General features: G+C 62.0%; 21 protein-coding genes and 1 tRNA gene. 10 read left to right on the top strand and 12 right to left on the bottom strand.

Annotated features, from left to right (window positions below; all coding sequences use genetic code 11):
• Positions 1-38: 38 nt before the first annotated feature.
• Positions 39-1,433: a NarK family nitrate/nitrite MFS transporter gene (locus tag J2T55_RS06135; protein WP_259054845.1), complete on the bottom strand. Its 1,395-nt coding sequence runs from the start codon at positions 1,431-1,433 to the stop codon at positions 39-41.
• A gap of 15 nt (positions 1,434-1,448) precedes the next feature.
• Entirely contained in the window at positions 1,449-2,810 is a 1,362-nt protein-coding gene (locus tag J2T55_RS06130) for an MFS transporter (protein WP_259054844.1), read from the bottom strand.
• 400 nt (positions 2,811-3,210) lie between these two features.
• Here J2T55_RS06130 and J2T55_RS06125 point away from each other — a divergent pair, with 400 nt between their 5' ends.
• The 6 genes from J2T55_RS06125 (at position 3,211) to J2T55_RS06100 (ending at position 7,439) form a co-directional block, all read left to right on the top strand.
• Entirely contained in the window at positions 3,211-4,356 is a 1,146-nt protein-coding gene (locus J2T55_RS06125) for an NnrS family protein (protein WP_259054843.1), read from the top strand.
• A gap of 68 nt (positions 4,357-4,424) precedes the next feature.
• Entirely contained in the window at positions 4,425-5,069 is a 645-nt protein-coding gene (locus J2T55_RS06120; protein WP_259054842.1) for a hemerythrin domain-containing protein, read from the top strand.
• A gap of 17 nt (positions 5,070-5,086) precedes the next feature.
• Positions 5,087-5,410 (top strand): ferredoxin FdxA, encoded by a 324-nt coding sequence (gene fdxA / locus J2T55_RS06115; RefSeq protein WP_259054841.1) that lies wholly within the window; start codon positions 5,087-5,089, stop codon positions 5,408-5,410.
• A 46-nt stretch (positions 5,411-5,456) separates the two neighbouring features.
• Positions 5,457-6,587, top strand: a complete 1,131-nt coding sequence (locus J2T55_RS06110; protein ID WP_259054840.1) for an NnrS family protein — start codon at positions 5,457-5,459, stop codon at positions 6,585-6,587.
• Entirely contained in the window at positions 6,581-6,955 is a 375-nt protein-coding gene (locus J2T55_RS06105) for a YbaN family protein (RefSeq protein WP_259054839.1), read from the top strand. Before J2T55_RS06110 ends, J2T55_RS06105 begins: the two co-directional genes overlap by 7 nt.
• Before the next feature lie 4 nt (positions 6,956-6,959).
• Positions 6,960-7,439: a hypothetical protein gene (locus J2T55_RS06100; protein WP_259054838.1), complete on the top strand. Its 480-nt coding sequence runs from the start codon at positions 6,960-6,962 to the stop codon at positions 7,437-7,439.
• 21 nt (positions 7,440-7,460) lie between these two features.
• On the opposite strand, the gene cysI is transcribed toward J2T55_RS06100, so the two are convergent.
• From cysI to J2T55_RS06075, 5 genes are all read right to left on the bottom strand, one after another.
• On the bottom strand, positions 7,461-9,176 hold the full coding sequence (gene cysI, locus J2T55_RS06095) for an assimilatory sulfite reductase (NADPH) hemoprotein subunit (protein WP_259054837.1): 1,716 nt from the start codon (positions 9,174-9,176) through the stop codon (positions 7,461-7,463).
• Positions 9,177-9,184: 8 nt separating this feature from the next.
• A complete protein-coding gene (locus J2T55_RS06090; RefSeq protein ID WP_259054836.1) occupies positions 9,185-10,975 on the bottom strand; it encodes an assimilatory sulfite reductase (NADPH) flavoprotein subunit in 1,791 nt (596 codons plus the stop codon).
• A gap of 362 nt (positions 10,976-11,337) precedes the next feature.
• The gene (locus J2T55_RS06085; protein WP_259054835.1) at positions 11,338-12,336 is read right to left on the bottom strand and encodes a ketopantoate reductase family protein; all 999 of its coding nucleotides are present in this window, start codon (positions 12,334-12,336) and stop codon (positions 11,338-11,340) included.
• A 5-nt stretch (positions 12,337-12,341) separates the two neighbouring features.
• Positions 12,342-12,713 carry a DUF488 domain-containing protein gene (locus tag J2T55_RS06080; protein WP_259055046.1) on the bottom strand — a complete coding sequence of 124 codons (372 nt, stop codon included), beginning with the start codon at positions 12,711-12,713 and terminating at the stop codon, positions 12,342-12,344.
• A 12-nt stretch (positions 12,714-12,725) separates the two neighbouring features.
• Positions 12,726-13,157 carry an RrF2 family transcriptional regulator gene (locus J2T55_RS06075; RefSeq protein WP_259054834.1) on the bottom strand — a complete coding sequence of 144 codons (432 nt, stop codon included), beginning with the start codon at positions 13,155-13,157 and terminating at the stop codon, positions 12,726-12,728.
• A 92-nt stretch (positions 13,158-13,249) separates the two neighbouring features.
• Between J2T55_RS06075 and hmpA the strand changes: the two genes are divergently transcribed.
• Both hmpA and J2T55_RS06065 read left to right on the top strand, forming a co-directional pair.
• Entirely contained in the window at positions 13,250-14,476 is a 1,227-nt protein-coding gene (gene hmpA, locus J2T55_RS06070) for an NO-inducible flavohemoprotein (protein ID WP_259054833.1), read from the top strand.
• A gap of 116 nt (positions 14,477-14,592) precedes the next feature.
• Positions 14,593-14,850, top strand: a complete 258-nt coding sequence (locus J2T55_RS06065) for a hexameric tyrosine-coordinated heme protein (RefSeq protein WP_259055044.1) — start codon at positions 14,593-14,595, stop codon at positions 14,848-14,850.
• 63 nt (positions 14,851-14,913) lie between these two features.
• Here J2T55_RS06065 and J2T55_RS06060 read toward each other — a convergent pair whose 3' ends face one another.
• The 4 genes from J2T55_RS06060 to pmbA all read right to left on the bottom strand — a co-directional run bounded on the left by J2T55_RS06060 (position 14,914) and on the right by pmbA (position 20,823).
• Positions 14,914-16,956 (bottom strand): transglutaminase TgpA family protein, encoded by a 2,043-nt coding sequence (locus tag J2T55_RS06060; RefSeq protein ID WP_259054832.1) that lies wholly within the window; start codon positions 16,954-16,956, stop codon positions 14,914-14,916.
• The gene (locus tag J2T55_RS06055; protein ID WP_259054831.1) at positions 16,946-17,905 is read right to left on the bottom strand and encodes a DUF58 domain-containing protein; all 960 of its coding nucleotides are present in this window, start codon (positions 17,903-17,905) and stop codon (positions 16,946-16,948) included. Before J2T55_RS06055 ends, J2T55_RS06060 begins: the two co-directional genes overlap by 11 nt.
• 489 nt (positions 17,906-18,394) lie before the next feature.
• The gene (locus tag J2T55_RS06050; protein ID WP_259054830.1) at positions 18,395-19,345 is read right to left on the bottom strand and encodes an AAA family ATPase; all 951 of its coding nucleotides are present in this window, start codon (positions 19,343-19,345) and stop codon (positions 18,395-18,397) included.
• Positions 19,346-19,455: 110 nt separating this feature from the next.
• Complete coding sequence (gene pmbA / locus J2T55_RS06045) at positions 19,456-20,823, bottom strand: metalloprotease PmbA (RefSeq protein ID WP_259054829.1); 1,368 nt, start codon at positions 20,821-20,823, stop codon at positions 19,456-19,458.
• Positions 20,824-21,076: 253 nt separating this feature from the next.
• On the opposite strand from pmbA, the gene J2T55_RS06040 reads away from it, so the two are divergent.
• The gene (locus J2T55_RS06040; protein WP_259054828.1) at positions 21,077-24,343 is read left to right on the top strand and encodes a 3'-5' exonuclease; all 3,267 of its coding nucleotides are present in this window, start codon (positions 21,077-21,079) and stop codon (positions 24,341-24,343) included.
• A 114-nt stretch (positions 24,344-24,457) separates the two neighbouring features.
• Here J2T55_RS06040 and J2T55_RS06035 read toward each other — a convergent pair whose 3' ends face one another.
• Positions 24,458-24,964 (bottom strand): c-type cytochrome, encoded by a 507-nt coding sequence (locus J2T55_RS06035; RefSeq protein ID WP_259054827.1) that lies wholly within the window; start codon positions 24,962-24,964, stop codon positions 24,458-24,460.
• Positions 24,965-25,160: 196 nt separating this feature from the next.
• On the opposite strand from J2T55_RS06035, the gene J2T55_RS06030 reads away from it, so the two are divergent.
• Positions 25,161-25,237 (top strand) — tRNA-Arg (locus J2T55_RS06030).
• Positions 25,238-25,342: the final 105 nt, after the last annotated feature.

Below are 25,342 nucleotides of genomic sequence, written 5' to 3'. Positions count from 1 at the left end.
GTCAGCATTCAGCAATAACTTTTTGAAAAAATGAAATATCAGCATCGGATTTCGGCGTTACGTCGGGTGTAGTACCACCAGGTCAGAAACAGGCACAGCACGTAAAAACCGATAAATGCGTAAAGCGCGGCTTCTGCCCCGCCGGTAACATCGATGGAAGTGCCATAGGACTTGGGGATGAAGAAGGCGCCGTAGGCGGCAATCGCCGAAGTGAAACCGATTGTGGCAGCAGATTCCTTGTCGCCCTGGCGAATCTGCTGCTGTTCATTGAGTTCCGGCATCAGGCGCGCGACCTCCTTGCGGAAGATCACCGGTATCATCTGGAAGGTCGAGGCATTACCCACACCGGTAGCAAAAAACAGCAGCATGAACATGGCAAAGAAGCCCCAGAAGGTGCCCGGCTGCTCCTTGATCCCGAGGAAAAACAACACACCGAATACCGCCAGAATCATGGTGATGAATACCGCCAGGGTGACGCGGCCACCACCATAACGATCGGAAATCCAGCCCGTGGCCGCACGCGACAGGGCGCCGATCAACGGGCCGAGGAAGACGAATCGCAGTGCGCCGGCATCCGGGAACTGATTGGTTGCCAGCAGCGGGAAGCCCGCCGAATAACCGATAAACGAGCCGAAGGTGCCGGTATACAGCACGCACATGATCCAGTTGTGCCGGCGTTTGAAGATGATCGCCTGTTCGCTGAAGGAAGCGCGCGCGGAGGCAATGTCGTTCATGCCGAACCAGGCGGCGACAGTGGCCAGAACCAGAAACGGAACCCAGATGAAGCCGGCGTTCTGCAGCCAGATTTTTTCGCCATCGCTCAGGGTTTGCGGTTCGCCACCGATGGCTCCGAATACGCCCGCAGTAATGACCAGCGGCACGACAAATTGCATGACACTGACACCGAGATTGCCCAGGCCGGCATTGAGCGCCAGGGCGTTACCCTTGGCCTTTTTCGGAAAGAAAAACGAGATGTTGGCCATGGACGAAGCAAAGTTGCCGCCACCCAGGCCGCACAGCAGTGCCAGAAGCAGGAATGTGACATAACTCGTGTCCGGATTCTGTACCGCAAAGCCTATGCCGATTGCCGGTAACAGCAGGGAAGCAGTCGATAGCGCGGTCCACCGGCGGCCGCCGAAGATGGGCACCATGAAGCTGTAGAAGATACGCAGCGTGGCGCCGGACAGCCCCGGCAGTGCGGCCAGCCAGAACAGCTGATTGGTGCTGAAATCGAAACCGATCGCCGGCAGCTTGGCGATCACCACACTCCAGACCATCCAGACCGAGAAGGCCAGCAGGAGGGCCGGGATCGAGATCCAGAGATTGCGCCGTGCGATCCGCTGCCCTTCCTGTTCCCAGAACTGTTCGTCCTGCGGACGCCAGTCGTTCAACACGGCGCCTTTGGGGGTCAACAAGTTAATGCGATTCGACATGAGTGTTTTTTCTCTTTATGTGTGGGTATTGCGATGGTTATGCATGCCGGTTCTGGGCGAATCACTCATGACATAAGGTTGATCCGGCAAATCGCTGAGTTCCTGTGCCCTGGCGAGTGCCGGATACTTGCGTTTTTCCATCGCCCGTATGGCCAGGTGCATCCAGATGGTGTTAATCAGGACGATTACGAACAACAGCATGAAACAGCTGGTCCAGACACCGGTCAGGTCATTCATGGCGCCGAAGGCGATAGGCAGGAAGAAACCGCCGAGTCCGCCGATCATGCCGACCAGGCCACCGACCGAGCCGACATGTTCCGGGTAGTAAACCGGGATGTGCTTGTAGACGGCGGCCTTGCCCAGTGACATGACAAAGCCCAGTATGATCGTGAGAAAGGCAAATAGCGCAACATTCACGCCGAACGAGAATTCAATCGGCCCTTCGATGCCACTGACTACATAGCGGGTTTCCGGGTAACTGAGAATGAACAGACAGATGAGTGAAACGATGAACGTCAGATACATGACGAACCGCGCCCCCCACCTGTCCGACATCCATCCACCCAATGCCCGGAATACCGAACCGGGCAGTGAGTAGGCGGCGGCCAGCATGCCGGCCGCCTGAAGCTCCAGTCCGTAGGTGCCGACATAATATTTGGGCAGCCACGAAGCCAGCGCCACGAAGCCGCCAAAGACAAAGAAGTAATACGTCGCGAAACGCCAGACCTGCAGGTACTTCAGTGGCTCGAGCTGCATCAGGACCGAGGCCGTCTGCCGTTCGCCGCGGCGGCGGGCGATCGTCATGGGATCTTCACGCGTAAACAGGAAGTACGTGATTGCCATTACCGCGAGAACGACGGCATAGACCCGGGCTGTGTCTTCCCAGCCGAAGGCGACGACCAGAAACGGTGCGCCGAAATTGGTGACCGCCGCGCCAACATTGCCGGCACCGAAAATCCCCAGTGCGGTGCCCTGTCTTTCCTTGCTGAACCAGTGCGAGGTATAGGTTACGCCGACGATGAACGAGCCACCGGCCAGGCCGACACCGAGCGCTGCTACCAGGAACATTTCATAGGTGGTAACACTGGCCAGCAGCCAGGTGCAGATAGCGGTGAGCAGCATCTGCAGGGTGAATACCAGCCGGCCACCAAACTGCTCTGTCCAGATGCCGAGGAAAACCCGACTGATGGAACCGGTCAATATCGGTGTCGCCACCAGGAGACCGAACTGGGTATCCGAAAGGCCGAGATCCTGCTGAATCCGCACACCAATGACGGAGAAAATCGTCCAGACTGCGAAACACACCGTGAACGCCAGTGTGCTCATGCCGAGTGCCTGGTACTGGTCCCGCGGTGTCACCCCATCCAACGGCTGCATTTTTTCACTTCCTCCGGTCGTCGCTTGCAGTCGTAGGAGCCATTAATCCGGCGCCAAAGCCGATGGTTGCGTCGACCAGTGCCTGGACGGGACTGCCGCGAAATGCCGGTTGCGTTTCTGAATTGCCTGGCGCCATCTTCAAAAACCCCTGATGCGGATTGTTCCGGTTATCGCGGGCGCTGGTTTTGCCTTACCGGCGGGCAGCGGTTGACCCGCGAATTTAAACAGGTAAATTAGATACTGATTTAAGGCGGTACGTCAAGCAGAATTCGAACGAACGATAATGACAACTGTAGTTGACTTGGCTGGCACGGCAATGACGCGGGCTGCGAAATATTCCGCAGCGTTTGCATCGCCGGCCCCTGACTGAGGGCTTTATTGGTGGAGATGTTTTCTGCGCATGAATAATGACTGGCTTGCGGACGGCTTCCGGCCGTTTTTCCTGGGGGCAGCCTGGCTGGGTGTCGCCTGGATGCTGCTCTGGCTGCTGCTATTGCAGTTCGGGCTGGCCATTGACAGGGCGATCCCGGCGCTGCAATGGCACGCACACGAGATGCTGTTCGGCTACGTCATGGCGGTGCTGGCCGGTTTTCTGCTGACGGCAATGCAGAACTGGACCGGCCTGCGGCTCGTCACGCGCCGCCAGCTGGCGCTGCTGTTCGGCGTGTGGCTGGCCGGACGTCTGGCCTTTGTCATGCCCGGCGGACTGCCGCTGGGGGTGGTCAGTATCATCGACCTGGCCTTTCTGCCACTGCTGGCCGGTATCGCCGGCCACACGCTGATCGCGGCCGGCAATCGGCGCAATTACAGCTTACTGTTGTTATTGCTGGCTTTCTGGAGCTGCAATCTGCTGCTGCATCTGGAGTGGCACGGCATCGTCGCTGGTGTCACTGCTGCGGTGCAGGATGTGACCGTGCTGCTGGTAGTGACGCTGCTGGTGTTCATGGGCGGGCGCGTCATTCCGTTCTTTACCGAACGGCGCCTGCCCGTGGCCGCGCCGCTGCAGTGGCCCTGGCTGAACTGGGCGGCAACCCTCGCCTGTCTGGCATTGATTCCCGCCTATCTGTGGCTGGGGCGTACGCCAGCGCTGGCCGCGTTACTGGTCATTGCCGCCGTACTGGTGCTGTTGCGCTGGCTGGCCTGGAAACCCTGGCACACGCTGGCGGAGCCGCTGCTCTGGGTGCTGCATCTGGGCTATGCCTGGGTGCCGGCGGGTCTGCTGTTGCTCGCGCTGCACAGTACGACGGAGCTGGTCTGGTCCGTGGGTATTCACGCCCTCATGGTCGGTGCGATGGGCAGCCTGACGCTCGGCATGATGGCGCGGGTGGCGCTCGGCCACAGCGGTCGGCCGCTGGCCGCGCATCCGGCGGTCACCGTTGCCTTCGTGCTGATGTCGCTGGCCGCCGTTCTGCGGGTTCTGGCGGGCGTCTATCCTGGCATCAATACGCTGCTTGTCGGGGCGGGCCTGCTCTGGAGCCTGGCGCTTTTGCTGTATGCGCTGGTATACACACCCCTCCTGATGGAAAAACGCCAGGCGGTGACTTGACTTTAAACTGGTATATTACATACTCATTTAGAGTAAAGCGACTTCACCGGATTGCGAGGTAGTGGACCATGCCCCATTCAGCCCTAGAACGTCTGCAGCAGGATCACCGCCAGATCGAGACCCTGCTGAACGTACTTGAACACCAGATAGCAGCCGTCGATCGCGGCGATCGACCGGATTACGCGCTGATGTATCAGGTCATGCATTACCTGACTTACTATCCGGATCGCTATCATCACGTCTTCGAGGACCTGCTGTTCGAGCGCCTGGTAAGCCGGCGAACGGACCTGAAACCGGTGATCGACACGCTCGCCGGTCAGCACGAGACTATGACGAACCAGGGAGTGCAGTTGCGTTCATTGCTCGAGTCGGTGCTTAATGACTTGCCGGTGGCGCGTCCTGACCTGGTTCGCCAGGGGGATGCCTATCTGACCGCCTACCGGCAGCATCTCGAATGCGAGGAGACAGACGTATTCCCGGCCCTGATCGACAGCCTGATGCAGTCCGACTGGATGACCCTGCTGACCCGCTTCGAATGGCGCGCCGATCCGCTGTTCGCCGCCCAGGCTGATCGGGAATACGATCTGCTGGTAGAGACGTTGCAGGCCATGGGCGCCGATCCGACGCTACTGCAGGAGCAGTACGAGTCAACCTGTCCCGCCTGTTCCGGAGACGGACGGCGACTAATGCCGCGGGGCGGTGTAACGGATTGATGAATGAGAGCTGACACATGACCTACGTCGTGACCGAAAATTGTATCAAGTGTAAGTACACCGACTGCGTCGAGGTCTGTCCGGTGGACTGTTTTCACGAAGGCCCGAACATGCTGGTCATCGACCCGGATGAATGCATCGACTGCAGCCTGTGTGAGCCCGAATGCCCGGTCAACGCCATCTATTCCGAAGATGACGTGCCCGATGACCAGTATCAATTCCTGGAGGTCAATGCGGAACTGGGTCGCGAGTGGCCGGTGCTGAGCGAGCAGAAGGATCCGCCGGCGGATGCCGACGAATGGGACGGTGTGCCCGACAAGCTCAAATTGCTGGAGCGGTGAGGGATACAGCCAGGTGACATCCGGCGTGTCAGTAAACCGATCCGGCATGGCCCGATCGAAACTGCCAGCCCAGAGGCTGTTCTTTCCGGCGGCGGCGTTGCATGCGGCCGTACTCATTCCCCTGTCCATGGCCAATCTGTTGGCCGGCTGGTCCTGGCCGGCCGGCCTGGCCGCCGGCCACGGCCGCGAGATGCTGTTCGGGTTTGTCCTGGCGCTGATCGCCGGCTACCTGCTGGGGCCGCAACCGCGGCCACGGTTGTATGGCATATTCGCGTTGTGGCTGGCTGCCCGGATCGCGGCCCTGGTCGCGCCCGCCAGCGTGGTTACGGGATTTCTGTCCCCGGCCTTCGTGCTGGTGACCGCCTGGTTTGTCGTGCCCAAGCTGCTGGCAGCGAAAAAGTGGCGCAACCGCAGCATCGCGCCGCTGGTTCTGGTGCTGTTTCTGCTACCCATAGGCTACCAGGTCCTTGTCGACCTGCAGTGGTTCGCGCCGGCGCCACTGCTACTGTTCGGCATTATCCTGCTGAGCCTGTTGATGCTGTTCATGGGCGGGCGGATTATTGCCGCCGCTGCTGCCGGTGAGGTTCAGCGCCGCGGCGGCCGTCTGACTGCCCGCGTGCAGCCGTCACTGGAAGCGGCGCTTATCATACTACTGGTGCTCGCTGCCGTACTGAGTGTGGTGCCGGGCTGGCGGATGGCAACGGGGCTGGTCCTGCTGACAGCCGGTCTGATCGCGGGACTGCGCCTGATTCGCTGGCGGCTCTGGCAGTGCCGGCGAGCGGATCTGTTTGCGCTTGGCGCCGGTTATTTCTGGCTGGCGATCGGCCTGCTCGCGCTGGGCGCGACACTGCTGCTTGGCAATGGTTACAGCGGCGCCATGCATGTTATTACCATCGGTGCTTTGGGGACGTTGTCGATCACGATTGCCGCGCGCGTGCATCTGATCAATCTGCAGCAGGCCGCGGCCGCCGGACCGTTTTTTTACGCGACGGCAGTATTGATCGCGCTGGCCACGTTGCTGCGGCTACTGGCCGTCCATCTGCCGGGTTACACCATGACGAGCCTGTGGCTGGCGAGTGGCGCCTGGTCGCTGGCCTACCTGTTATTGCTGGCACTATTGCTCGGCGCACTGACGCCAGGCAGGGGCCTGAAGCGGCGTGGGGAAATAGCATGCTGATGCGGCCGCTATGGGTGCTGGTAGGGTTGACCGCGACGGGTACCGGTATCGCCGGGATCGTGTTGCCGCTGCTGCCGACCACGCCGTTTCTGCTGCTGGCGGCGTTTGCCTTTGCGCGCAGTTCGCCCACCCTGCACGACTGGCTGCTGCAGCATCCGACGCTCGGCCGGGTGCTCGCGGACTGGCGTCGTTACGGCGCCGTCAATCGCAGCGCCAAGTGGGCAGCATTCATTGTCATGGCTGCAGGCCTGCTGTGCAGTCTCTGGTTAAGTGTGCCGGCCTGGGTTGTACTGCTGCAGCTGGCGATCTTCACCGCGGTGGGCGTGTTTCTGGTCACGCGGCCGGACGCTGTCTCCGATCGGGGATAGTGGCGTGCCAACGGACATTACTCTGGCGCGGGCTATGCATGTGCTCGCCGTCGTGCACTGGATTGGCGGGGTCAGCCTGGTGACACTGGTCCTGCTGCCGGCTTTGCGGCGCCAGGCAGACGCGGTCATGGCGCTGGCGCAGTTCGCCGACCTGGAGGCGGGGTTTTCCCGACAGGCGAAGCTTTCGGTTACGGTTGCCGGACTGACCGGTTTCTACCTCACGCACCGGCTTGCGGCGTGGGAGCGACTGCTGGATATCAGCTACTGGTGGATGCATGCCATGGCCGCGATCTGGCTGCTGTTTACGCTGGTGCTGTTCGTTATCGAGCCGCTGCACCAGCGGCGCCATCGGCAGGCGCTGACGGCGCCGCAAGCTGGTGCCCGGCTGCAGCTGATTCAGCGACTGCACGGGCTGTTGCTGACGCTCAGTATGGTGACAGTGGCCGCGGCCGTGCTGGGGGCGCACGGTTACCTCAATGCCTGAACCGCAGTGCCATCAGTCGCTTCAGGTGTGGCTCGGCGTCTGCTCGTGAAAGTCGCGGCCTTCACGCGTCGCGGCGATGATACCGGCGCGGATTACGAAGTCGCCAAACGCTTCACCGGCGTTGCGTTCGCTGGCATAACGCTGGATCAGCGGCTCTAGCGTCTCCAGGATTTCCTCTTCACCGATATTTTCCCGGTACAGCTTGTTGAGGCGTTCGCCGCTGGGGTTGCCGCCGAGGTAGACGTTGTACTTGCCCAGCGCCCGCCCGGTCAGTGCGATCTCGGCCAGGTACGGCCGCGCGCAGCCGTTCGGACAGCCGGTCATGCGCACGGTAATGCGTTCGTCGTCGCCCAGCCCGGCCGCTTTCATGATTGCTTCCAGTTTGTCGATGAATGCCGGTATATAGCGTTCCGCCTCGGCCATGGCCAGGCCGCAAGTGGGAAAGGCGACGCAGGCCATGGAGGCGCGCCGCAATGCACTGCTGCGCTGGCCGGCATCGAGACCGTAGCGTTCGATGACGGCGTCAAAACGCTCGCGTTCAGTAGCCGGCACGTTGGCGAAGATCAGGTTCTGATTGCCGGTCAGGCGGATTTCGCCGTGATGGATCGACGCGAGTTCACGCACGCCGCTCATCAGCGCGTAGTCGTCGAAGTCGGCAATACGGCCGGCGGCGATGAACAGCGTCAGGTGGTAATGGCCGTCCGTTCCCTCAATCCAGCCGTACCGATCGCCATTGTGCTTGAATTCGTAAGGCTGCGCCGCTGCCAGCGGGTAGCCGAGGCGTTCGGCAAGGGTGTCGCGGAACCAGTCGAGGCCGCGATCGTCGATGGTGTACTTGAGCCGCGCATGTTTGCGCTCGACGCGATCGCCGAAGTCACGCTGGATGGCGACGATCTGCTCAGCCACGTCGACGACGTATTGCTTGTCGATGTAGCCGATGACCGAACCCAGTCGCGGGTAGGTTTCCGGCTCGCCGTAGGTCATGCCGAAACCGCCGCCGACGGCGACGTTGAAACCGGCCAGGCCGCCGTCATCGTCAGCGATGCCGATCAGGCCGATGTCGTTGGCGAACACGTCGCAGTCGTTTTCCGGCGGCACCGCGATCGCGATCTTGAACTTGCGCGGCATGTAGGTTTCGCCGTACAGCGGCTCGTACTCGGGTGCCTCGTTCGGCGCGGCGTCCAGCCACAGTTCCTCGTAGGCGCGCGAGTGCCACAACAGCCGCTCGCTGAGCGAACGGGTGTAATCGTGAACCTCGGCGTGCAGCGCCGAGCGGTGCGGGTTGGTGTTGGCGATGACATTGCGGTTGACGTCGCCGCAGCCGCCGCGCGTGTCCAGGCCGGCGGCGTTGATACCCTGCATGAGCGGCTTCAGGTGTTCCTTCAGGACACCGTGAAACTGGAAGGTCTGGCGCGTGGTCAGGCGCAGCGTGGCGTTGCCGTGGCGGTGCGCCAGATCGTCGAGTGCCAGCCACTCCTGCGGGCTGAGCACGCCGCCGGGCAACCGCAGGCGAATCATGAACTGGTAATAGGGTTCCAGTTTCTGGTGCCGGCGCTCATCGCGCAGGCGCCGGTCATCCTGCTGGTAGATGCCGTGGAACTTGGTCAGCTGGGTGTCGTCATCGGCGATCGCGCCGCTGGCCTTGTCCAGCAAACCTTCGGCGATGCTGCCGCGCAGGCGGTTGCTGTTCGCCTTGATGTGCTCGACGGGGGAATGTTCGGGTTTCAGTTCAACCATGTTGCACCTCAGTAGACATCGCGCTGGTAGCGGCGATTCTTTTGCAGTTGCTTGAGATAGCCTTCGGCCTGGGTCGACTCGAGACCGCCCTGCTCACTGATAATATCGACAAGCGCCTGGTGAACGTCGGGCGCCATGCGCTCGGCGTCGCCGCAAACATAGACGTGTGCACCGGCCTCGATCCAGTCATACACGTCGCGCGCCTGTTCGCGCAGCCGATGCTGGACGTAGATCTTGTCCGCCTGATCGCGGGAAAAGGCGACATCGATGCGGTTCAGCAGGCCGGCGCGCCGCCAGCGCAGCCATTCGGTCTGGTAGAGGAAATCGCAGCGGAAGTGCTGGTCGCCGAAAAACAGCCAGTTCCTGCCGCTCGCGCCTGCTTCCTCACGCTCCTGCAGGAAGGCACGAAACGGCGCGACGCCGGTCCCCGGTCCAATCATGATGATCGGGGTGTCGGGATCGGTGGGCAGCTTGAAGTTCTTGTTGTGATCGATATAGACGCTGACCGTATCGTCCTCGGCCAGGCGATCGGCGAGCAGGGTCGAGGTCACGCCGTGGCGGTACTCGCCGTTGACCTCAAAGCGCACCGTATCCACGGTCAGGTGTACCTCGTCGGGATTGGCGCGCCAGCTCGAGGCGATGGAATACAGCCGCGGCGGCAGGCGCCGCAGGATGCTGACGAAGTCCTGGGCACTGGCCTTCGCCGGCGGATAGTCGCGCACCAGGTCGATCAGCTGGTGGCCATACATGTACTGCTTCAGTGCCTCGCGCTGGTCGTCGCCGAGCAGCGTCTTCAGTTCGTCGGTCGCCGCCAGTTCGGCGTGCTGCTCGATCAGCGGGCGCGTCAGCGTGGTCAGTTCACAGTCGTTCAGCAATGCCTGGCGCAGCGGCACCTGTTCGTCGCGGGGACTTGTTACCGGGGTTTCGGCGTCGAACGCCAGCGCGGCCAGTAACGCGTCGACCAGTTCAGGATCATTGACCGGCACAATGCCGAGGGCATCGCCCGGCTCCCACTTCAGGCCGGAGTCGGCCAGCGACAGTTCGACGTGGCGCACCTCCTTGGCGGAACCGCGGCCGCTGAGCACGATGTTCTCCAGCACCGCAGCCGGGTAGGGATTCTTGCGCGTGTACAGCACCGATGGCGTGCCGGCGGCCTCGGTGGCGGCCGGCGCCGGCTCGCCGCTGACCTCGCCCAGCGTCTCCAGCGCACCGTTTATCCAGTTTTCGGCCGGATCGTCGTAGTCGACATCGCAATCGACCCGCGGCTGCAGCCGCTGGCCGCCGAGCGCCTCAAGGCGGCTGTCGAGATCCTTGCCGGCCTGGCAGTAATGTTCGTAGCTGGCGTCGCCCAGCGCGAGAACGGAAAACTGCAGGCCGTCGAGCCGGGGTGCCTTCTTGCTGGACAGGAATTCGAAGAACTCCTGCGCCGGTTCCGGCGGATCGCCCTCGCCGTGAGTGCTGACGATGGCCAGCAGGTGCTTTTCCTGGCGCAGGCGGTTGTGCTTGTATTCGGCCATGTCCGCAATTTGTACCGCGAAGCCCTGGGCGGTGGCGCGCTCGCCGAGCTGCCGGGCGACCTCTTCGCTATTGCCGGTTTCGGAGCCATACAGCACGGTCAACGTCGGCGCGTTTGCCGCCGCTGTATCCGCGGCGCCGCTGCCGGACTGCTGCAGGCCGGCAAGATAGCCGCTGACCCAGGCCGCCTGTTGCGGCGACAGCGTCTGCACCAGGTGGTTGAGCTGCTGCAGCTGCTCTGCCGTCAGCGGGCTGGTTCCGGGTTCGAGTTTGGCTCCGTTCATGGTATTCAAAACAGGTTGTCTGGCTGCTCCATCGTGCAATGTGAATGATGCATAGCGCCGCGCCCCGAACCAATATGGCCCGGGGCGCGGCGCCGGCACTGCCGGCGATGCCCGCTAATCGGGCTGACGGGTGATACACAGATGGGGCTTGAGCGTGTTCCAGATTAATAGAGTGTGAGACAGTTTATTGGACTAAAGAATATTAATTCTTTTTTTGACTTAAAAGTATTTTAAATAGACTTTATAACTATAAGATATAGCCATCCGGCCTTGCGAATTGCCGTCAGGACAGGCTGCTGCATGGCGGGTTACAGGTTGCAGAACCGACAGCTGTCCCCGTCACGTTTCACAGCGCTTTCGGTTTAGCCGACGGCTTTGCCCTGGAGCCGGTGCTCGTAGGCCTGCAGGTTGGAATAGGCGAGCGCCAGTGCGCTGGCCTCGATGCCCTGGGCGTCTGCACGCCGGAGCATGTCACCGAGGATGTGCTCGGCCTCGGTGGGCGCATCGCGTTGCATGTGGCGCAACATCGAGGCCGTATAGGCCGCCGTGTGATCGGTAAGAAGCTCGCGGTAATCTGCCAGTGTCTCCGCCGTCGGTGGCTGGCCGCTGGCGCTGGCCACCGCCGTGCATTCCTGCAGCAGGTCCAGTATGAAGCGTTCGCCGGACCGGGTGTGCAGTATCTCGCCCAGCGTGGCGCGAAACAGGCAGGTGGCGCCGGCCAGTGTCGCCAGGAAGACGAACTTGTCCCACAGCGGCTGTTCAATCGGCTCGGCCCAGCGGCTATCCAGGTTTGCCTTGTCACCCAACGCCGCGAGGCGCCGCGCGTGGGCTTTCTGTGAGGCATGGCGGGTGCCGTACACGACACGATGAAAATCGTTCAGGTGATGAATGACGCCATCGCTGCGCTGCTCCAGTGCCATGTGGGCAAATCCGGCCATGACCTGGCGTCGGCTGAAGCGTGCATCGAGCGCGTCCAGATGCACGAGTCCGTTCAGCAACGGCAGGATCGTCGTGTCGTCATCGACAACTGGTGCTATGGCGTCGATGGCACTGTCCAGGTCGTAGGCCTTGCATGCCAGTATCACCAGATCGTAGCCGCTGCCCGGATCGCCGGCGCCGACCCGGCGCGGTTGCAGACACAGGTCGCCCAGTGGACTGCGCGCGATCAGCCATTGCTTCGCCGCCGCGTGCAGGCGCCGTTCGCGGACCAGGAAGGTCACGTCGGCGCCGGCTTCGGCGAGTCGGCCACCGACATAGCCGCCGATGGCGCCCATACCGAGTACCAGAATGCGCAGGTTTTCCGGTGTCGTCTGCCAATCCGTTTCAGCGGCGTAGCAGACGGGCGAGCTGGGTTCATTCACGGACATCACGATGATTCCAGTTGTTGCTGCAGGTAGTCGGCCAGCACGACCGCGTGATTGTGTTCGCTGTCTCTGGCGGCGTAGATCAGCGTCAGCGCGCTGTTCTGGCGAGCCAGATCGATCAGTTCATCGACCGCGTCACGGTTGTTGTCGAGTTCGGTTTGATAGCGGCGCCGGAATTCGGCAAAGCGTTCCGGGTCGTGGCCGAACCACTGGCGCAGCGTTTTGCTCGGTGCGACGTCCTTGAGCCAGTGATCGATGGCGGCGTCGGCCTTGCGCACGCCACGCGGCCAAATCCGATCCACCAGTACGCGGCAGCCATCGCCGGGCTCGCTCGGTGCATAGATGCGCTTGCTGGCGATGCGGGTACTCAACAGCGGCAATCCCCGTCAGGCGACGTCGAGCAGTTTGCGCAGCTTGCCCTTGTTGGTGATCAGGTCGCTCAGGCAGTAGCCATCGAGCACCTCGAGGAAGGCCTGTTGCGCTTTGCCGAGTACGCCCTTGAGATGACACGCCGGGTCGATGGGGCAGGTCGAGTTCGGGCCGAAGCACTCCAGCAGCTGCAGGTTCTCCGTTTGCCGGACCACCGCGCCGATATTGATCTTGTCTGCCGGCCATGCCAGTTCCAGGCCGCCACCGCGGCCACGGTGGCTGTGAATATAGCCGAGTTGCACCAGTGTCTGTGCCACCTTGGCGAGGTGGTTGGCGGAGATGCGGTAGCGGGTCGCCGCATCATGCACCGTCGCCGGCCCGTCGCCGGTATGGATCCCCAGATAGATCAGCAGGCGCAGCGAGTAGTCGGTGTGCGTGGTCAGCTGCATAAGAACTTGACTCCAAGGAAACAGGTAAATAATATACCGAATAAAATAGGTATGCAAGATACCAATTTAAACATGGAGACAGGAGAACACGCATGCTCAAGCCGGAAACCATTGCCGTTGTTAAACAGACCATCCCCGCCCTGCAGGCGAACGGCGAGACCCTGACGCGCCATTTCTACGCGCGCATGTTTCGCGAGAACCCGGAGGTGAAGCCGTACTTCAATCCGGCGCATCAGCAGGCCGGCACCCAGCAGCGGGCCCTGGCCGGGGCGATCTGTGCCTATGCCCAGAACATCGACAATCCGGCCGCGCTGGCCGACGCGGTGGAGCTCATCGCGCAAAAGCACGTCTCACTGCAAATCAAGCCGGAACATTACCCGATCGTCGGCGAGAACCTGCTGGCGGCCATTCGTGAAGTCATGGGCGAGGCCGCGACCGACGAGGTCATCGACGCCTGGGCCGAGGCCTATGGCGTACTGGCGGATATCTTCATCCAGCGCGAGCAGCAGATTTATGACGCCCAGGAAAAAAGCTATGGCTGGCAGGGGTTCAAGCAATTTACGGTTGCCCGGCGCGAACCGGCCAGCGACAACATCGTTTCGTTCTATCTGGAGCCGGCCGACGGCCAGCCGTTGGCCGCGCACGAACCCGGTCAGTACATTACCGTGAAGGTGCCGCTTGCCGACGGCCAGGTCGCAATGCGCAACTACAGTCTGTCCAATGCACCGGGCACGCCGTACTACCGCATCAGCGTCAAGCGCGAGCCGGCGCCGGCACCGGACGCTCCGGCCGGGGCGGTTTCGAATCATCTGCACGATCATCTGCAGACCGGCGACAGCCTGGAACTGGGACCGCCGTGCGGCGAGTTCAGACTGGATCTGCCAAGCGAGGAAAACCGGCCGCTGGTGTTCATCGCCGGTGGTGTGGGGATCACGCCGATCCTGTCGATGCTGCATTCGGCGCTGGAACGCTCGTCGAAAGCACGGCCGATCGTCTTCATCCAGGGCGCGCTCAACGGGACGGTGCATGCTTTTGCCGAGGAACTGCGCCTGCTGAAAGAGCAGTACAGCAACCTGCAACTGCACGTACGCTACAGTGATCCGCGTCCCGAGGATCGCGCGGCGGGCCGCTTCGACAGCGAAGGTGTTGTCGACGGCGAGCTGCTCGACGACCTGCAGGCGGGGGCGTCGGCGAAATATTACTTCTGCGGTCCCAAGCCCATGCTCCAGCACGTCAACAAGCTGCTCAGGGGCAAACAGGTGCCGGCCGACGATATTCATTACGAATTCTTTGGCCCGGCCGAGGCGCTGGAAGCCTGAGTTAACCGGTGATCACAGGCACGACTCTGTAAAGCAAACAGGCACGGAAAGAGGGTATTGTTATGAAGTATAAAAGCAGTCTGCTATTGATAGTGACGTTGCTGTTCGCACCAGTGCTGCAGGCCCAGGAAGCAGGCACAGATGATGAAGCATCTTGGTTGCCGAGCCTGATCACGGCCACGCCGGAAGAAGGCTTCGAGCTGGCCGTGAAGATGTCGCGGACCAGCGTCAAGACCATCCAGCCGGATGTCGAAGTGTTGAAGAAACTGCGCCCGGCCTATGCCCATGATCCGGACAGCCTCATCGCGGCTACGCATGTCGTTGCGGTCAACTTTCGCACGATTGCCGAAGCGAACAACTACTGGCGCGACTGAATACCGTGTAGGACCGGTTTTACTGGGTGACAGGAACGGGCCCGCGGGTTTTACAGTAGTGCACTAACGGCCAGCGTTTCCCGGCCGGAAACGCTGGATGGCCTGGCGCAGACCGGTGACATCCGTGCTCTTGTTGGCATAGCGAATATCAACATAACGTTCGGTAATGGCGTGGATGGCATTTGCCTGGGCGCCAAAGCGTTGCGCAGCGCGGCCGGCAAAATCGCGCGGTCCTTCATAGCTGCGGCGCGGTAAACCGGCACGGGCCAGCTTGCGACAGAAACGGTTGTACAGGCGCCGGGCCGTGTCGGTGTTGTCGCGTCGGCGGGCGAGCAGCCACAGTCCCATGGTCGTGATCGCGATTGTGACAATGGCCGCGAGCCATATCGCCAGTTCCTGCCAGTTGCGGTAATCGATGCCCATGCGGTTCAGCAAATCGCGCTGTCGCGACTGCGTGTAGCCCAGTACCCACTGATTCCACTGCGTGTTCAGCGCGTCCCAGTTGTCGCGAATGCTTTGCAGGGTTTGCCCGATCCATGAATCGCGATTGACGCCCAGGGCAGAATCGGCGCTCTCCGGCAGGGCGCCATCCAGGCCGTCACGAATACGTGCCGGCGAGACGGCCGCGGTCGGATCGACGCGCTGCCAGCTGCCATTCAGCCAGACCTCGGTCCAGGCGTGGGCATCGCGCTGATAGACGGCATAATAGCCGCCGACCGGATTCAGGCGGCCGCCCTGGTAACCGGTAACGATCCGTGTCGGGATGCCGGCGGCACGCATCAGTACGGTGAACGCGGCGGCATAGTGCTCGCAGAAACCTTCCTGGGTCTCGAACAGAAACTCATCCACCGGGTCACCGCTGAGCAGCGGCGGGGTTACCGTGTAATAGAACGTCTGGTTGTGGAACATCGCCAGTGCCTTGTCGATGATTTCGCGCGACTCCAGGCCCTGGTCGCGCCATTCCTGGGCGAGTTTCACCGTGCGCGGATGCTGGGCCGGTGGCAATGCCAGCGCGCGTTCGAAATCGATCGAGTCGGCACCGGTCAGCCGGTAGTCGGTATGGGCGGTCAGTTCGAATTGCCGTCGCTTGCGGATTTTGTCCTCGGCGAGCAGCTGGTAGTCGCGATTGAAGCCGGTATCGTCGGGCGCCTCGGTCGGCATTTCCAGGGCATAGATCCACTTGCGATTGTGCGGCTCCAGCATCAGCGTGTAGTCGATGCCGTCACTGTAATCGGTCGCCTTGACGTCACCGCGGTCGCGTTGCTTGCCCTGCAGCCAGACGCGGCCATCGGTCTCCCAGAGCACCGGGCCGCGCCAGTAAAGCTGGTTGGTCGGCGGCGGGTCGCCTGCGAATTCGACCCGGAAGGCAACCTCGTTGGAGTCGCTGAGTTGGCTGATGCTGCCCGGTGCCATGATGTCATCGAGTCCGGTCTGGCCGGAGAAGGCGTCGTCCGGGATCCCCCACAGCGGCCCGGATACGCGCGGAAACAGGAAAAACAGGATCAGCATCAGCGGCGCGGCTTGCAGCAGCATGGCGCCGGCGCGTTGTAGCTTGCGCGGCGTCGACAGGGCCTGTTGCGGATCGTTCAGATCCAGCAGCGCCGCCAGCAGCAGGATCACGACCGGCGCCATGTAGGCGGCGGTGCCGATGGTCTGCGAATAAAAGAAATTGGTAACGATCAGGAAGAAGCCGAGCGCGGTGCTGACGTACAGATCCCGGTCGCGGCGTGCCTCGAGAAACTTGAAACCGCTGAGCACAATCAGCAGGCCGACGCCGGCATCACGGCCGAGCAGACTGCCGTAGTTCAGGTAGACGCCCATGACCAGTCCCAGCGCCAGCAGATTGCGGATGATCGCCAGCGCCCAGCCGCTGTGTCGTGGCCGGTTGGTGTAGACCAGTACGAGTTTGCTCAGTACCAGGACGATGCAGCTGACCGGGATCCAGATCGGCGCGTGGCGGCTGTGTGGCAGCACCGCCAGCAGTGTTGCCAGTGCCAGCCACAGCCAGTAGCTGTTGGCCGGCAGGTGCAGACCACGCAGGTATGCCCCGACACGCTTGCCGGTCCGGCCGCTGGCGGCAACGGTGTTGTCCGCTTCAGTGACCATAACGACTTAGCGCCAGCAGGCAGGCGTGGCGGTGCTGCGGGCCGTTGTCCAGCGACAGTTCGACGCCCGGCAACCGCAGACGGTAGCGCAGACCCTGGCGCTCGGCATCCAGTACCCAGCGGCACAGCTGGCTGAGCCGCGCCTCGGTATTGCCCAGCGCGCGGGTCGTGTCCCAGTCGAGATCGATCTGGCGCGTACCGCTGCCGCTGAAGCGCTTGACCAGCAGTTCCTGGCCGCGGGCGACGGCCTTCCAGTCGATGCTGCGCATGGAGTCGCCGGGCCGGTAGCCGCGAAAGCCGACGAAATCATCGCTACCACTCAACTCGCCGATCAGATCCTCGCCCTGGTCGTGGGTGCTCGCCGGCAGGGGCAGATTGCCGGCCGGTTTCGGGTAGACCACGGCTGTGCAGTTGCAGGCAAAATCCGACCAGGTATAAAACAGGCCGAGCGGGAAACGGCTGCCGATACGGACGCGGCCGAGCGTGTGTATGCCGCGGTCGAGATGCTGCACCGGCAGCTCGACCGTCCGCAGGCTGTCGGCTTCCAGTGACAGTGTCCGTGCGCCGGAGCGGGCGCGCTGCCAGGGGCGCCTGCCCGCGAGGTGATGCAACTCGATGGCGGCCCGCGCCGGCAGACCGCGATTGTCGAGCACCACCGGCAGGTGCAGCGGTTCGCCGGCAAACACCGGCTGTGGCGCGGCACTGCTCAGTTCCAGCCCGGCCAGGTTGCGATAGGTGTGCAGGATCGCGACCGGCATCAGGCTGGCGATCAGAAAGGTCAGGCCATAGGCCAGGCTGTTGTCGTAGTTGATCGCGCCAAGCAGCATGACCGTCAGAGTGGCGGCAAACAGCAGGCCAGCGGTGGTCGGCAGGATGAAGATGCGGCGCCGGTTCAGACCAAAACGCTGTCTGAGTGAAGCGTAGCCGGCAGACAATGTGGATGCCGCCATCGTAAATTAATCTGCCCTGGCAGGGCTGTCGGGTTTCAGGGGCATGGTATTGGATTGCATTGAATCAGTATTTCTTCGCGGCGCGGTCGCCGCTCCTACTTTCATTCCCTCCCCCTCGACGGGGGAGGGTCAGGGTGGGGGTGGTTGAATTGTCGAGGCTGTTTCATTCACCTCCATCCTTGCCTTCCCCCATCAAAGGGGGAAGGGACCAGAAGTGCACTTTGCGCTATTGGTCAATTCACTCCCACAAGAGTTAAACCCCACCAATCACTAATCACCAGTCACATTCCATTCCCTCCCCCTTGACGGGGGAGGGTCGGGGTGGGGGTGATTGAATTATCGAGGATGTTTAATTTACCCCCATCCTAACCTTCCCCCGTCAAGGGGGAAGGGACCAGAAGTACGCTGCGCGCTCTTGGTTAATGCGCTCCCACAAAGAGCAAGTATCGCCAATCACGAATCACCAGTTACCAATCAAGCCAGTCACCATCAGGGAATAGGCACCTGCTCGATCAGATTGCGTGCCAGGGCGCCGGCACCGGGATCGTTCTGTTCCAGGCTGGATTGCAGACGGTGGCCGATCACGCTGGGCAGCACCGCCTGGATATCGTCGGGCAGCACCTCGGCGTGGCCGTGCAGCAAGGCCCAGGCCTGGGCGCAACGCAGTATGGCCAGGCCGGCGCGTGGCGACAGCCCGCTGACGTAGTGACGTGATTCGCGGCTGAATTCGAGCAGGTCCTGCAGGTAGTCGAGCAGCGCCGGGGCAACGTGGATATTGGTGGCTTCCTGCTGCATGTGCAGCAGGCGTTCCGGTTGCAGCACCGATTGCATGTCCTCGAGCAGTTCACGCCGGCTGCGGCCGGCCAGCAGTTCGCGCTCGGCGCGAGCATCCGGGTAACCGAGCTCGATACGCATCATGAAACGGTCCAGCTGCGATTCCGGCAGCGGGAAGGTGCCGATCTGGTTGGCCGGGTTCTGCGTGGCAATGACGAAAAACGGTTTCGGTAGCGGGCGTGTTTCGCCCTCGGTGGTGACCTGGTATTCCTCCATCGCCTCGAGCAGCGCGCTTTGCGTACGCGGCGTGGCGCGGTTGACCTCGTCGGCCAGGATTACCTGCGAGAAGATGGGACCGGGGTGGAAGTCGAACGCCGATGATTCGCGGTTGTAGATCGACACGCCGAGGATGTCGGCCGGCAGCAGGTCACTGGTGAACTGGATGCGCTGGAAGCTCAGCCCCAGGGTCTTGGCCAGCATGTGTGCCATGGTCGTCTTGCCGACGCCGGGCTGGTCCTCGATCAGCAGGTGGCCACGGGCAATGAGGCAGGTCAGTGCCAGCCGGATGACATGTTCCTTACCCAGGATAATCCCATTGGCTTCACTGATAACGCCCTGCAACTCGTCCCGCACGGAACGAGCGAATGCCTGCTGCGGTACGCTCATGGTGACAGTCTCTTGGCGGTTTTTTTATATTTGGACGAGACGCTTTCTCTGACACTAATCCTACCCCTGCCGCCGCAGCGCGCCAAGTACCGGGGGCGTTTAGTCACCGGCTATTCACCGGCAATGGTCATACGCTCGAGCCATACCGAGCCGGTGCGGATATTGTGGCGGGTATCGACGTCGTTGCCGACGGCGACAATGCTGCGGAACATGTCCGCCAGGTTGCCGGCGATGGTGATTTCCTCGACCGGGTAGGCGATGGCGCCGTCCTCGATCCAGAAACCGGCCACGCCACGCGAGTAGTCGCCGGTAATCAGGTTGACGCCGAAGCCCATCAAATCGGTGACCAGCAGGCCGCTGCCCATGGCCTGCATGAGATCGGTCAGGCTCTGGTGGCCGGATTCTATGGTCAGGTTATGCACGCCGCCGGCGTTGGCGGTGGTCTGCAGCCCCAGCTTGCGCGCCGAATAGCTGCCGAGGACATAGCCCTGCAGCACGCCGTCGCTGACCAGATCGCGCGCCCGGGTGGCGACACCCTCGTCGTCGAAGGCGGCGCTGCCCATCGCCTTCGGCAGGTGGGGCTGCTCGTGGATGTGCACGAACTCCGGGAATATCCGTTCGCCGAGCCGGTCGAGCAGGAACGACGAGCGCCGGTAAAGATTGCCACCCGAGACCGCGGCGACGAGATGGCCGAACAGGCTGCGCGCCGCCTCGGCCTCGAAAATGACCGACGCGCTTGAAGTTGCCAGGCGCCGGGCGTTCAGCCGCTGGATGGTACGTTCGCCGGCGCGCCGGCCGACGTTTTCGGCCGTATCCAGATCCGCCGCCGCGCGCGCCACGCTGTACCAGCCGTCGCGCTGCATGCCGTGCGCGTCGCGGGCGATGACCGCGCAGTCGAGGCTGTGCCGGGAGAACGGCCAGCCACCGCGAAAGCCGTGACTGTTGCCGTAGTAGCCGGCGCCGGCCATGGTATTGACGCTGGCACCGTCGGAATTCTCGATGCGGCCGTCGAAGTCGCGCGCCGCCTGCTCGCAGGCCAGTGCCCGTTCCAATGCCGCCTGCGGATCGATGTTCCAGGGATGGTACAGGTCCAGATCGGGCACATTGGCGGCCATGAGCCCGGCATCGGCGAGGCCGCTGCAGGCGTCGGCTTTCGTGTGGCGGGCGATGCTCAGCGCCGCGCGCACGGTCTCGATCAGCGCCGGTTTGTTCAGATCGCTGCTGCTGGCCTGACCCTTGCGCTGGTTACCCGGTTCGCCGACATAGACGGCCAGGCTCAGACCCTTGTCGCGCTGGTGTTCCAGGGTCTCGACCTCACCCATGCGCGCGGTCGCGGTCAGGCCGTCGCCGACGCTGATGTCGGCCTCGGCGGCGTCGGCGCCCTGGCGCAGTGCTTCCTTGATGACGAAGTCGATGAGTTCCAGCAGCGCGTCGGGTTGATCGCGCAGCGGTACGAGATTGCTGGCGGTTGCGGACATGGTTTGCATCAGAGTTGGACTTATAAGCGTTATAGTCAATTGTAACAGATTGAAGAATCCGCAAATGAACGCAAATACACGCAAATATAAAGAAGATTAAGGAATGCCGCGCTGGTTCTTGAGAACGAGGCGATCAGCTTACAGCACTAACACGGATTATAATTGAAAATGTATTAGCGTTTATTCGCGTGCATTGGCGGTGTTGATTTTTGCGTCGTGAAAAAAACCGGTGCCGAGGTTACAATCGCCGCCCATGGACGTATCCGACATTATTGATCCCCTCAACGCCGCCCAGCGCGAAGCCGTCGCCGCACCCACCGGCAATATCCTGGTTCTGGCCGGCGCCGGCAGCGGCAAGACGCGCGTGCTGGTGCATCGCATTGCCTGGTATGTGCGTACCGGCGAGACCACGCCGCATGGCATCCTGGCGGTGACCTTTACCAACAAGGCTGCCGGCGAGATGCGCGCACGCACCGAACAGCTGCTCGGCATTCCGGCCGGCGGCATGTGGGTCGGCACTTTTCATGGCATCGCCCATCGCCTGCTGCGCGCGCACTACCAGGACGCGAACCTGCCGCAAGACTTTCAGATCCTCGACAGCGACGATCAGTTGCGTGCCATCAAAAGAGTGTTGCGCGGCCTGAACCTCGACGAGTCCCAGTGGCCGCCGCGCGAAGCGCAGTGGTTCATCAACGCGCGCAAGGAAGAGGGCCTGAGGCCGAGTCACATCAACGACCACGGCGACCCGAACCAGATGCAGATGGTGCGCATCTACCAGGCCTACCAGCAGACCTGCGATCGCGGCGGGCTGGTGGATTTCGCCGAACTGCTGCTGCGCGCCTTCGAGCTGTTCCGCGACAATGCCTCGTTGCTGGATCATTATCGCCAGCGCTTCCGGCACATCCTGGTCGACGAGTTCCAGGATACCAACGCCCTGCAGTATGCCTGGCTGAAGCTGCTCGCCGGTGATACGGGATCACTGTTCGCTGTTGGTGACGATGATCAGTGCCTGGCGGCGGGTACCGAAGTCGCCATGGCGGATGGTTCCAGCAAAGCTATCGAGTCGATCCAGGCTGGTGAGCAGGTGCTGTCGAGCTATGGTCGCGGCGAGTTCCGGTCGGCTACTGTTACTGAGCGCTTTAAGCACCGGCGCCGGCGACCCGTTGTGAATATTCATCTGAACTCGGGTGAAGTCATCCGTAGCACGCCGGAACATACGCATTTTGCCGGCTACGTACTCGGCGAAGCGCCGCAGACCTATTTCCTTTATTTGATGTATAAGGAGGGGATGGGCTACAGGCTAGGTACTTCGCAGGTGTATACGAGGGGGCAGGTAAAACCGGTTGTCGGTTTCAAACAGCGTGCACTGCATGAACATGCCGATGCCCTGTGGATCGTTCGCACGCATGGTACTGAAAACGACGCCCGGCTGGATGAAATGCAGACCTCGTTGCGTTACGGATTGCCGACACTGCCGTTCGTGCCGCGCAAGGGCAAGGCAAAAAACGGTCTGGTCCATGATGCGGAAATCATTGGCCGGCTTTATAAGTCGCTGAATACCAAGGAAAGCGCAGAACAGTTGCTGGAGTCAGTGGGGCTCGACCCTGAGCGTCCGCATCACGTACCACAGGCGCGCAATTCCAACCGCCGGAATATCGTTATCACGTTGTGTGCTGATCGCCGCGGTGCCAGTCCCATGCACCGGATATCGATTGCTGGCGTAAACGAACGGGATCGTGGTGAACTGGAGGCGCTGGGTTTGAGCATACGTCCCGCCAAGGCAGATACCAGCAGCTGGCGTTTCGAAACAGTGCGGCGTGATTTCGGTGAACTTATGCGGATCGCCCGGCGCATACGCGAGCGACTCGATAACGCGCGTTATGTATTGCAGGGCCATATCCTGGATCGCTCACTGCCTTTCATCACTGCCTCGGCAATCCGTCCGGGCATGGTCATGGCGACAGCCGCCGGTCAGTTCAGCGTGGTGGAGCGTCTGGAATACGAGCAGGACGAGGTCGCGGTTTACGATCTCAACGTCGATCGCACGCATAATTTTGTCGCCTCGGGTGTGGTCACGCACAACTCCATATACAGTTGGCGCGGGGCACTGGTCGAGAACATGCAGCGCTTCCAGCGCGACTTCGCCGACACGCAGATGCTGCGGCTGGAGCAGAATTACCGCTCGACGGCGACGATCCTGAAGGCGGCAAACCACTTGATCGACAACAACACCGGCAGGCTCGGCAAGCAGCTGTGGACCGATGGCGACGAGGGTGAGCGCATCAAGCTCTACACCGCCTACAACGAGCAGGACGAGGCGCGTTACATCGTCGACGAGATCGCCAATGCCAAATCGCGCGGCCGTGCCTACCGTGATCTCGCCATTCTCTATCGCGTCAGTGCACAGTCGCGCGTGATTGAGGAAGGCCTGGTGCAGTCCTCGATCCCCTACCGCATCTACGGTGGCATGAAGTTCTACGAGCGCGCCGAGATCAAGGATGCGCTCGCCTATCTGCGGCTGGCACTGAACAAGGACGACGACGGCTCGTTCGAGCGCATCGTCAACGTGCCGACGCGCGGCATCGGCCAGCGCACAATCCAGGAACTGCGCGACACCGCCCGCCAGCAGCAGATCAGCCTGTGGCGTGCGGCACTGTATATGCGCGAGCATAAACTGCTCGCCGCGCGGGCGCTGTCGTCGCTGGAAAGCTTTCTGCGCCTCATCCACGACCTGGGCGAGGAAATCGAGCAGCTCGACCTGGCCGACGCCGTCGAGGCGGCGATCAACCGCAGCGGCCTCATCCCGCACTTCAAGAAGGAAAAGGGCGAGCGCGGCATCGCGCGGCTGGAGAACCTCGACGAGCTGGTCCGCGCGGCGCGCGAATTCCGCATGCCGGAGGACAGCGAGGACGAGATGACGCCGTTGCAGCAGTTCCTCGCCAACGCCGCGCTCGAGGCCGGCGAGGCGCAGGGTGACGCCAACAGCGATTGCGTACAGCTGATGACGCTGCATGCTGCCAAGGGCCTGGAGTTTCCGCTCGTGTTCATGATCGGCATGGAGGAAGGCCTGTTCCCGCACCAGCGCTCCAGCGGCGACGCCACTCAGCTCGAGGAGGAGCGGCGACTGTGCTACGTCGGCATCACCCGCGCCCAGGAGCAATTGACCCTGTGTCATGCCGAGCACCGGCGCCTGCACGGTTCGGATTTCTACGCGCCGGCGTCACGTTTCTTGCGCGAGCTGCCGGAAGAGCTGCTGGAGCCGGTACGCCTCGGCGGCTTTGCCGCCCAGCCCTTAGCCTCACGCGGCAGTTCGGGAGCGAATAAAACGACACGGCCGACGGCCAGTATCCGTGAGGAGACCGGCTTCACGCTGGGCCAGCGCGTTCGCCATGCGAAATTCGGCGAGGGTACGGTGCTGAACCTGGAAGGCAGCGGCAGCCAGACACGGCTGCAGGTCAACTTCGAGCACGGCGGTTCCAAGTGGCTGGTGGCGGCCTATGCGCCGTTGGAGACGGTCTGATCTCGACGACCTTGGTGGGGAGATAACCAGTTCAAGAGGCGGGGATATAAAGCCGGGATCAAAAAAGCGGCTCACCGGCCGCCGCGTTCCTGCCTGTTTCTGATCTGTGGCTTGTCAGGATTCGCTCTGTTCGATCATGTAGTCGACGGCGGCCTTGACCTCGTCGTCGCTGAGCGATGAATCGCCGCCGCGGGCTGGCATCATGCCGCCGTCACCCTGGTAGCCGTTGATGGCGTTGTCATACAGGGTGTCCATACCCTTGTCGATACGCGGTGCCCAGTCGCCGGCCTTGCCGATCGCCGGTGCCCCGGGCAGCGCACCGCTGTGGCAGGACATGCACACGCTTTCGTAAACCGCCTTGCCGGAGCGCGGCTCGTCGCTGGCACCGGCCTCGCCGGTGTCTGCGGCGGCCGTCTTCTGCTCCGGCATGGCCTCGCCGTCGGCGCGAACCTCACCGACGGGTGCGGTTCGCTCGGCAACCTTGTCGTCCCTGGCATCGCCGGCGTAGTCGATATCGCCGATGATCATGGCGGCTATCAGGAATATGACCATCATCAGCCCCAGCAGGCCGACGACGATGGAAAAATTCTTAAAAAATACCTGGTCTTTTTCTAGGCTCATGTGCTCTCCCCGACGGGCTCTTGGCCGGTATTTGGGCCGTTTGTTTTGGGTGGGGCAAGTATACCTGCTGGCGCGCGCCGGGCAAACTGGCCGCAATATCAATCCAGTATGCCGGATTGTGATGCCATTGTTCGGTCCGCTTCAATTCCTGCCCGATTTAAAGGCAACCTAGATTACGCTATCATGAGACGTAATTGCGCCCGTAGCTCAGTTGGATAGAGTGACGGTTTCCGAAGCCGTAGGTCGCAGGTTCGAATCCTGCCGGGCGCACCATTATTTCTCCGGTGCTTACCGGACACATCGGTAACACTTTATTCCGAGGACATGGGTAACACTTTTGATGCGAACGGGTTGAAGCCGACGGGCTCGACCCGGTCC

The organism is Methylohalomonas lacus, from assembly GCF_024808875.1.
In the GTDB taxonomy this organism is placed as follows: domain Bacteria; phylum Pseudomonadota; class Gammaproteobacteria; order Methylohalomonadales; family Methylohalomonadaceae; genus Methylohalomonas; species Methylohalomonas lacus.
This window is presented reverse-complemented; position numbering and strand designations above follow the sequence as displayed.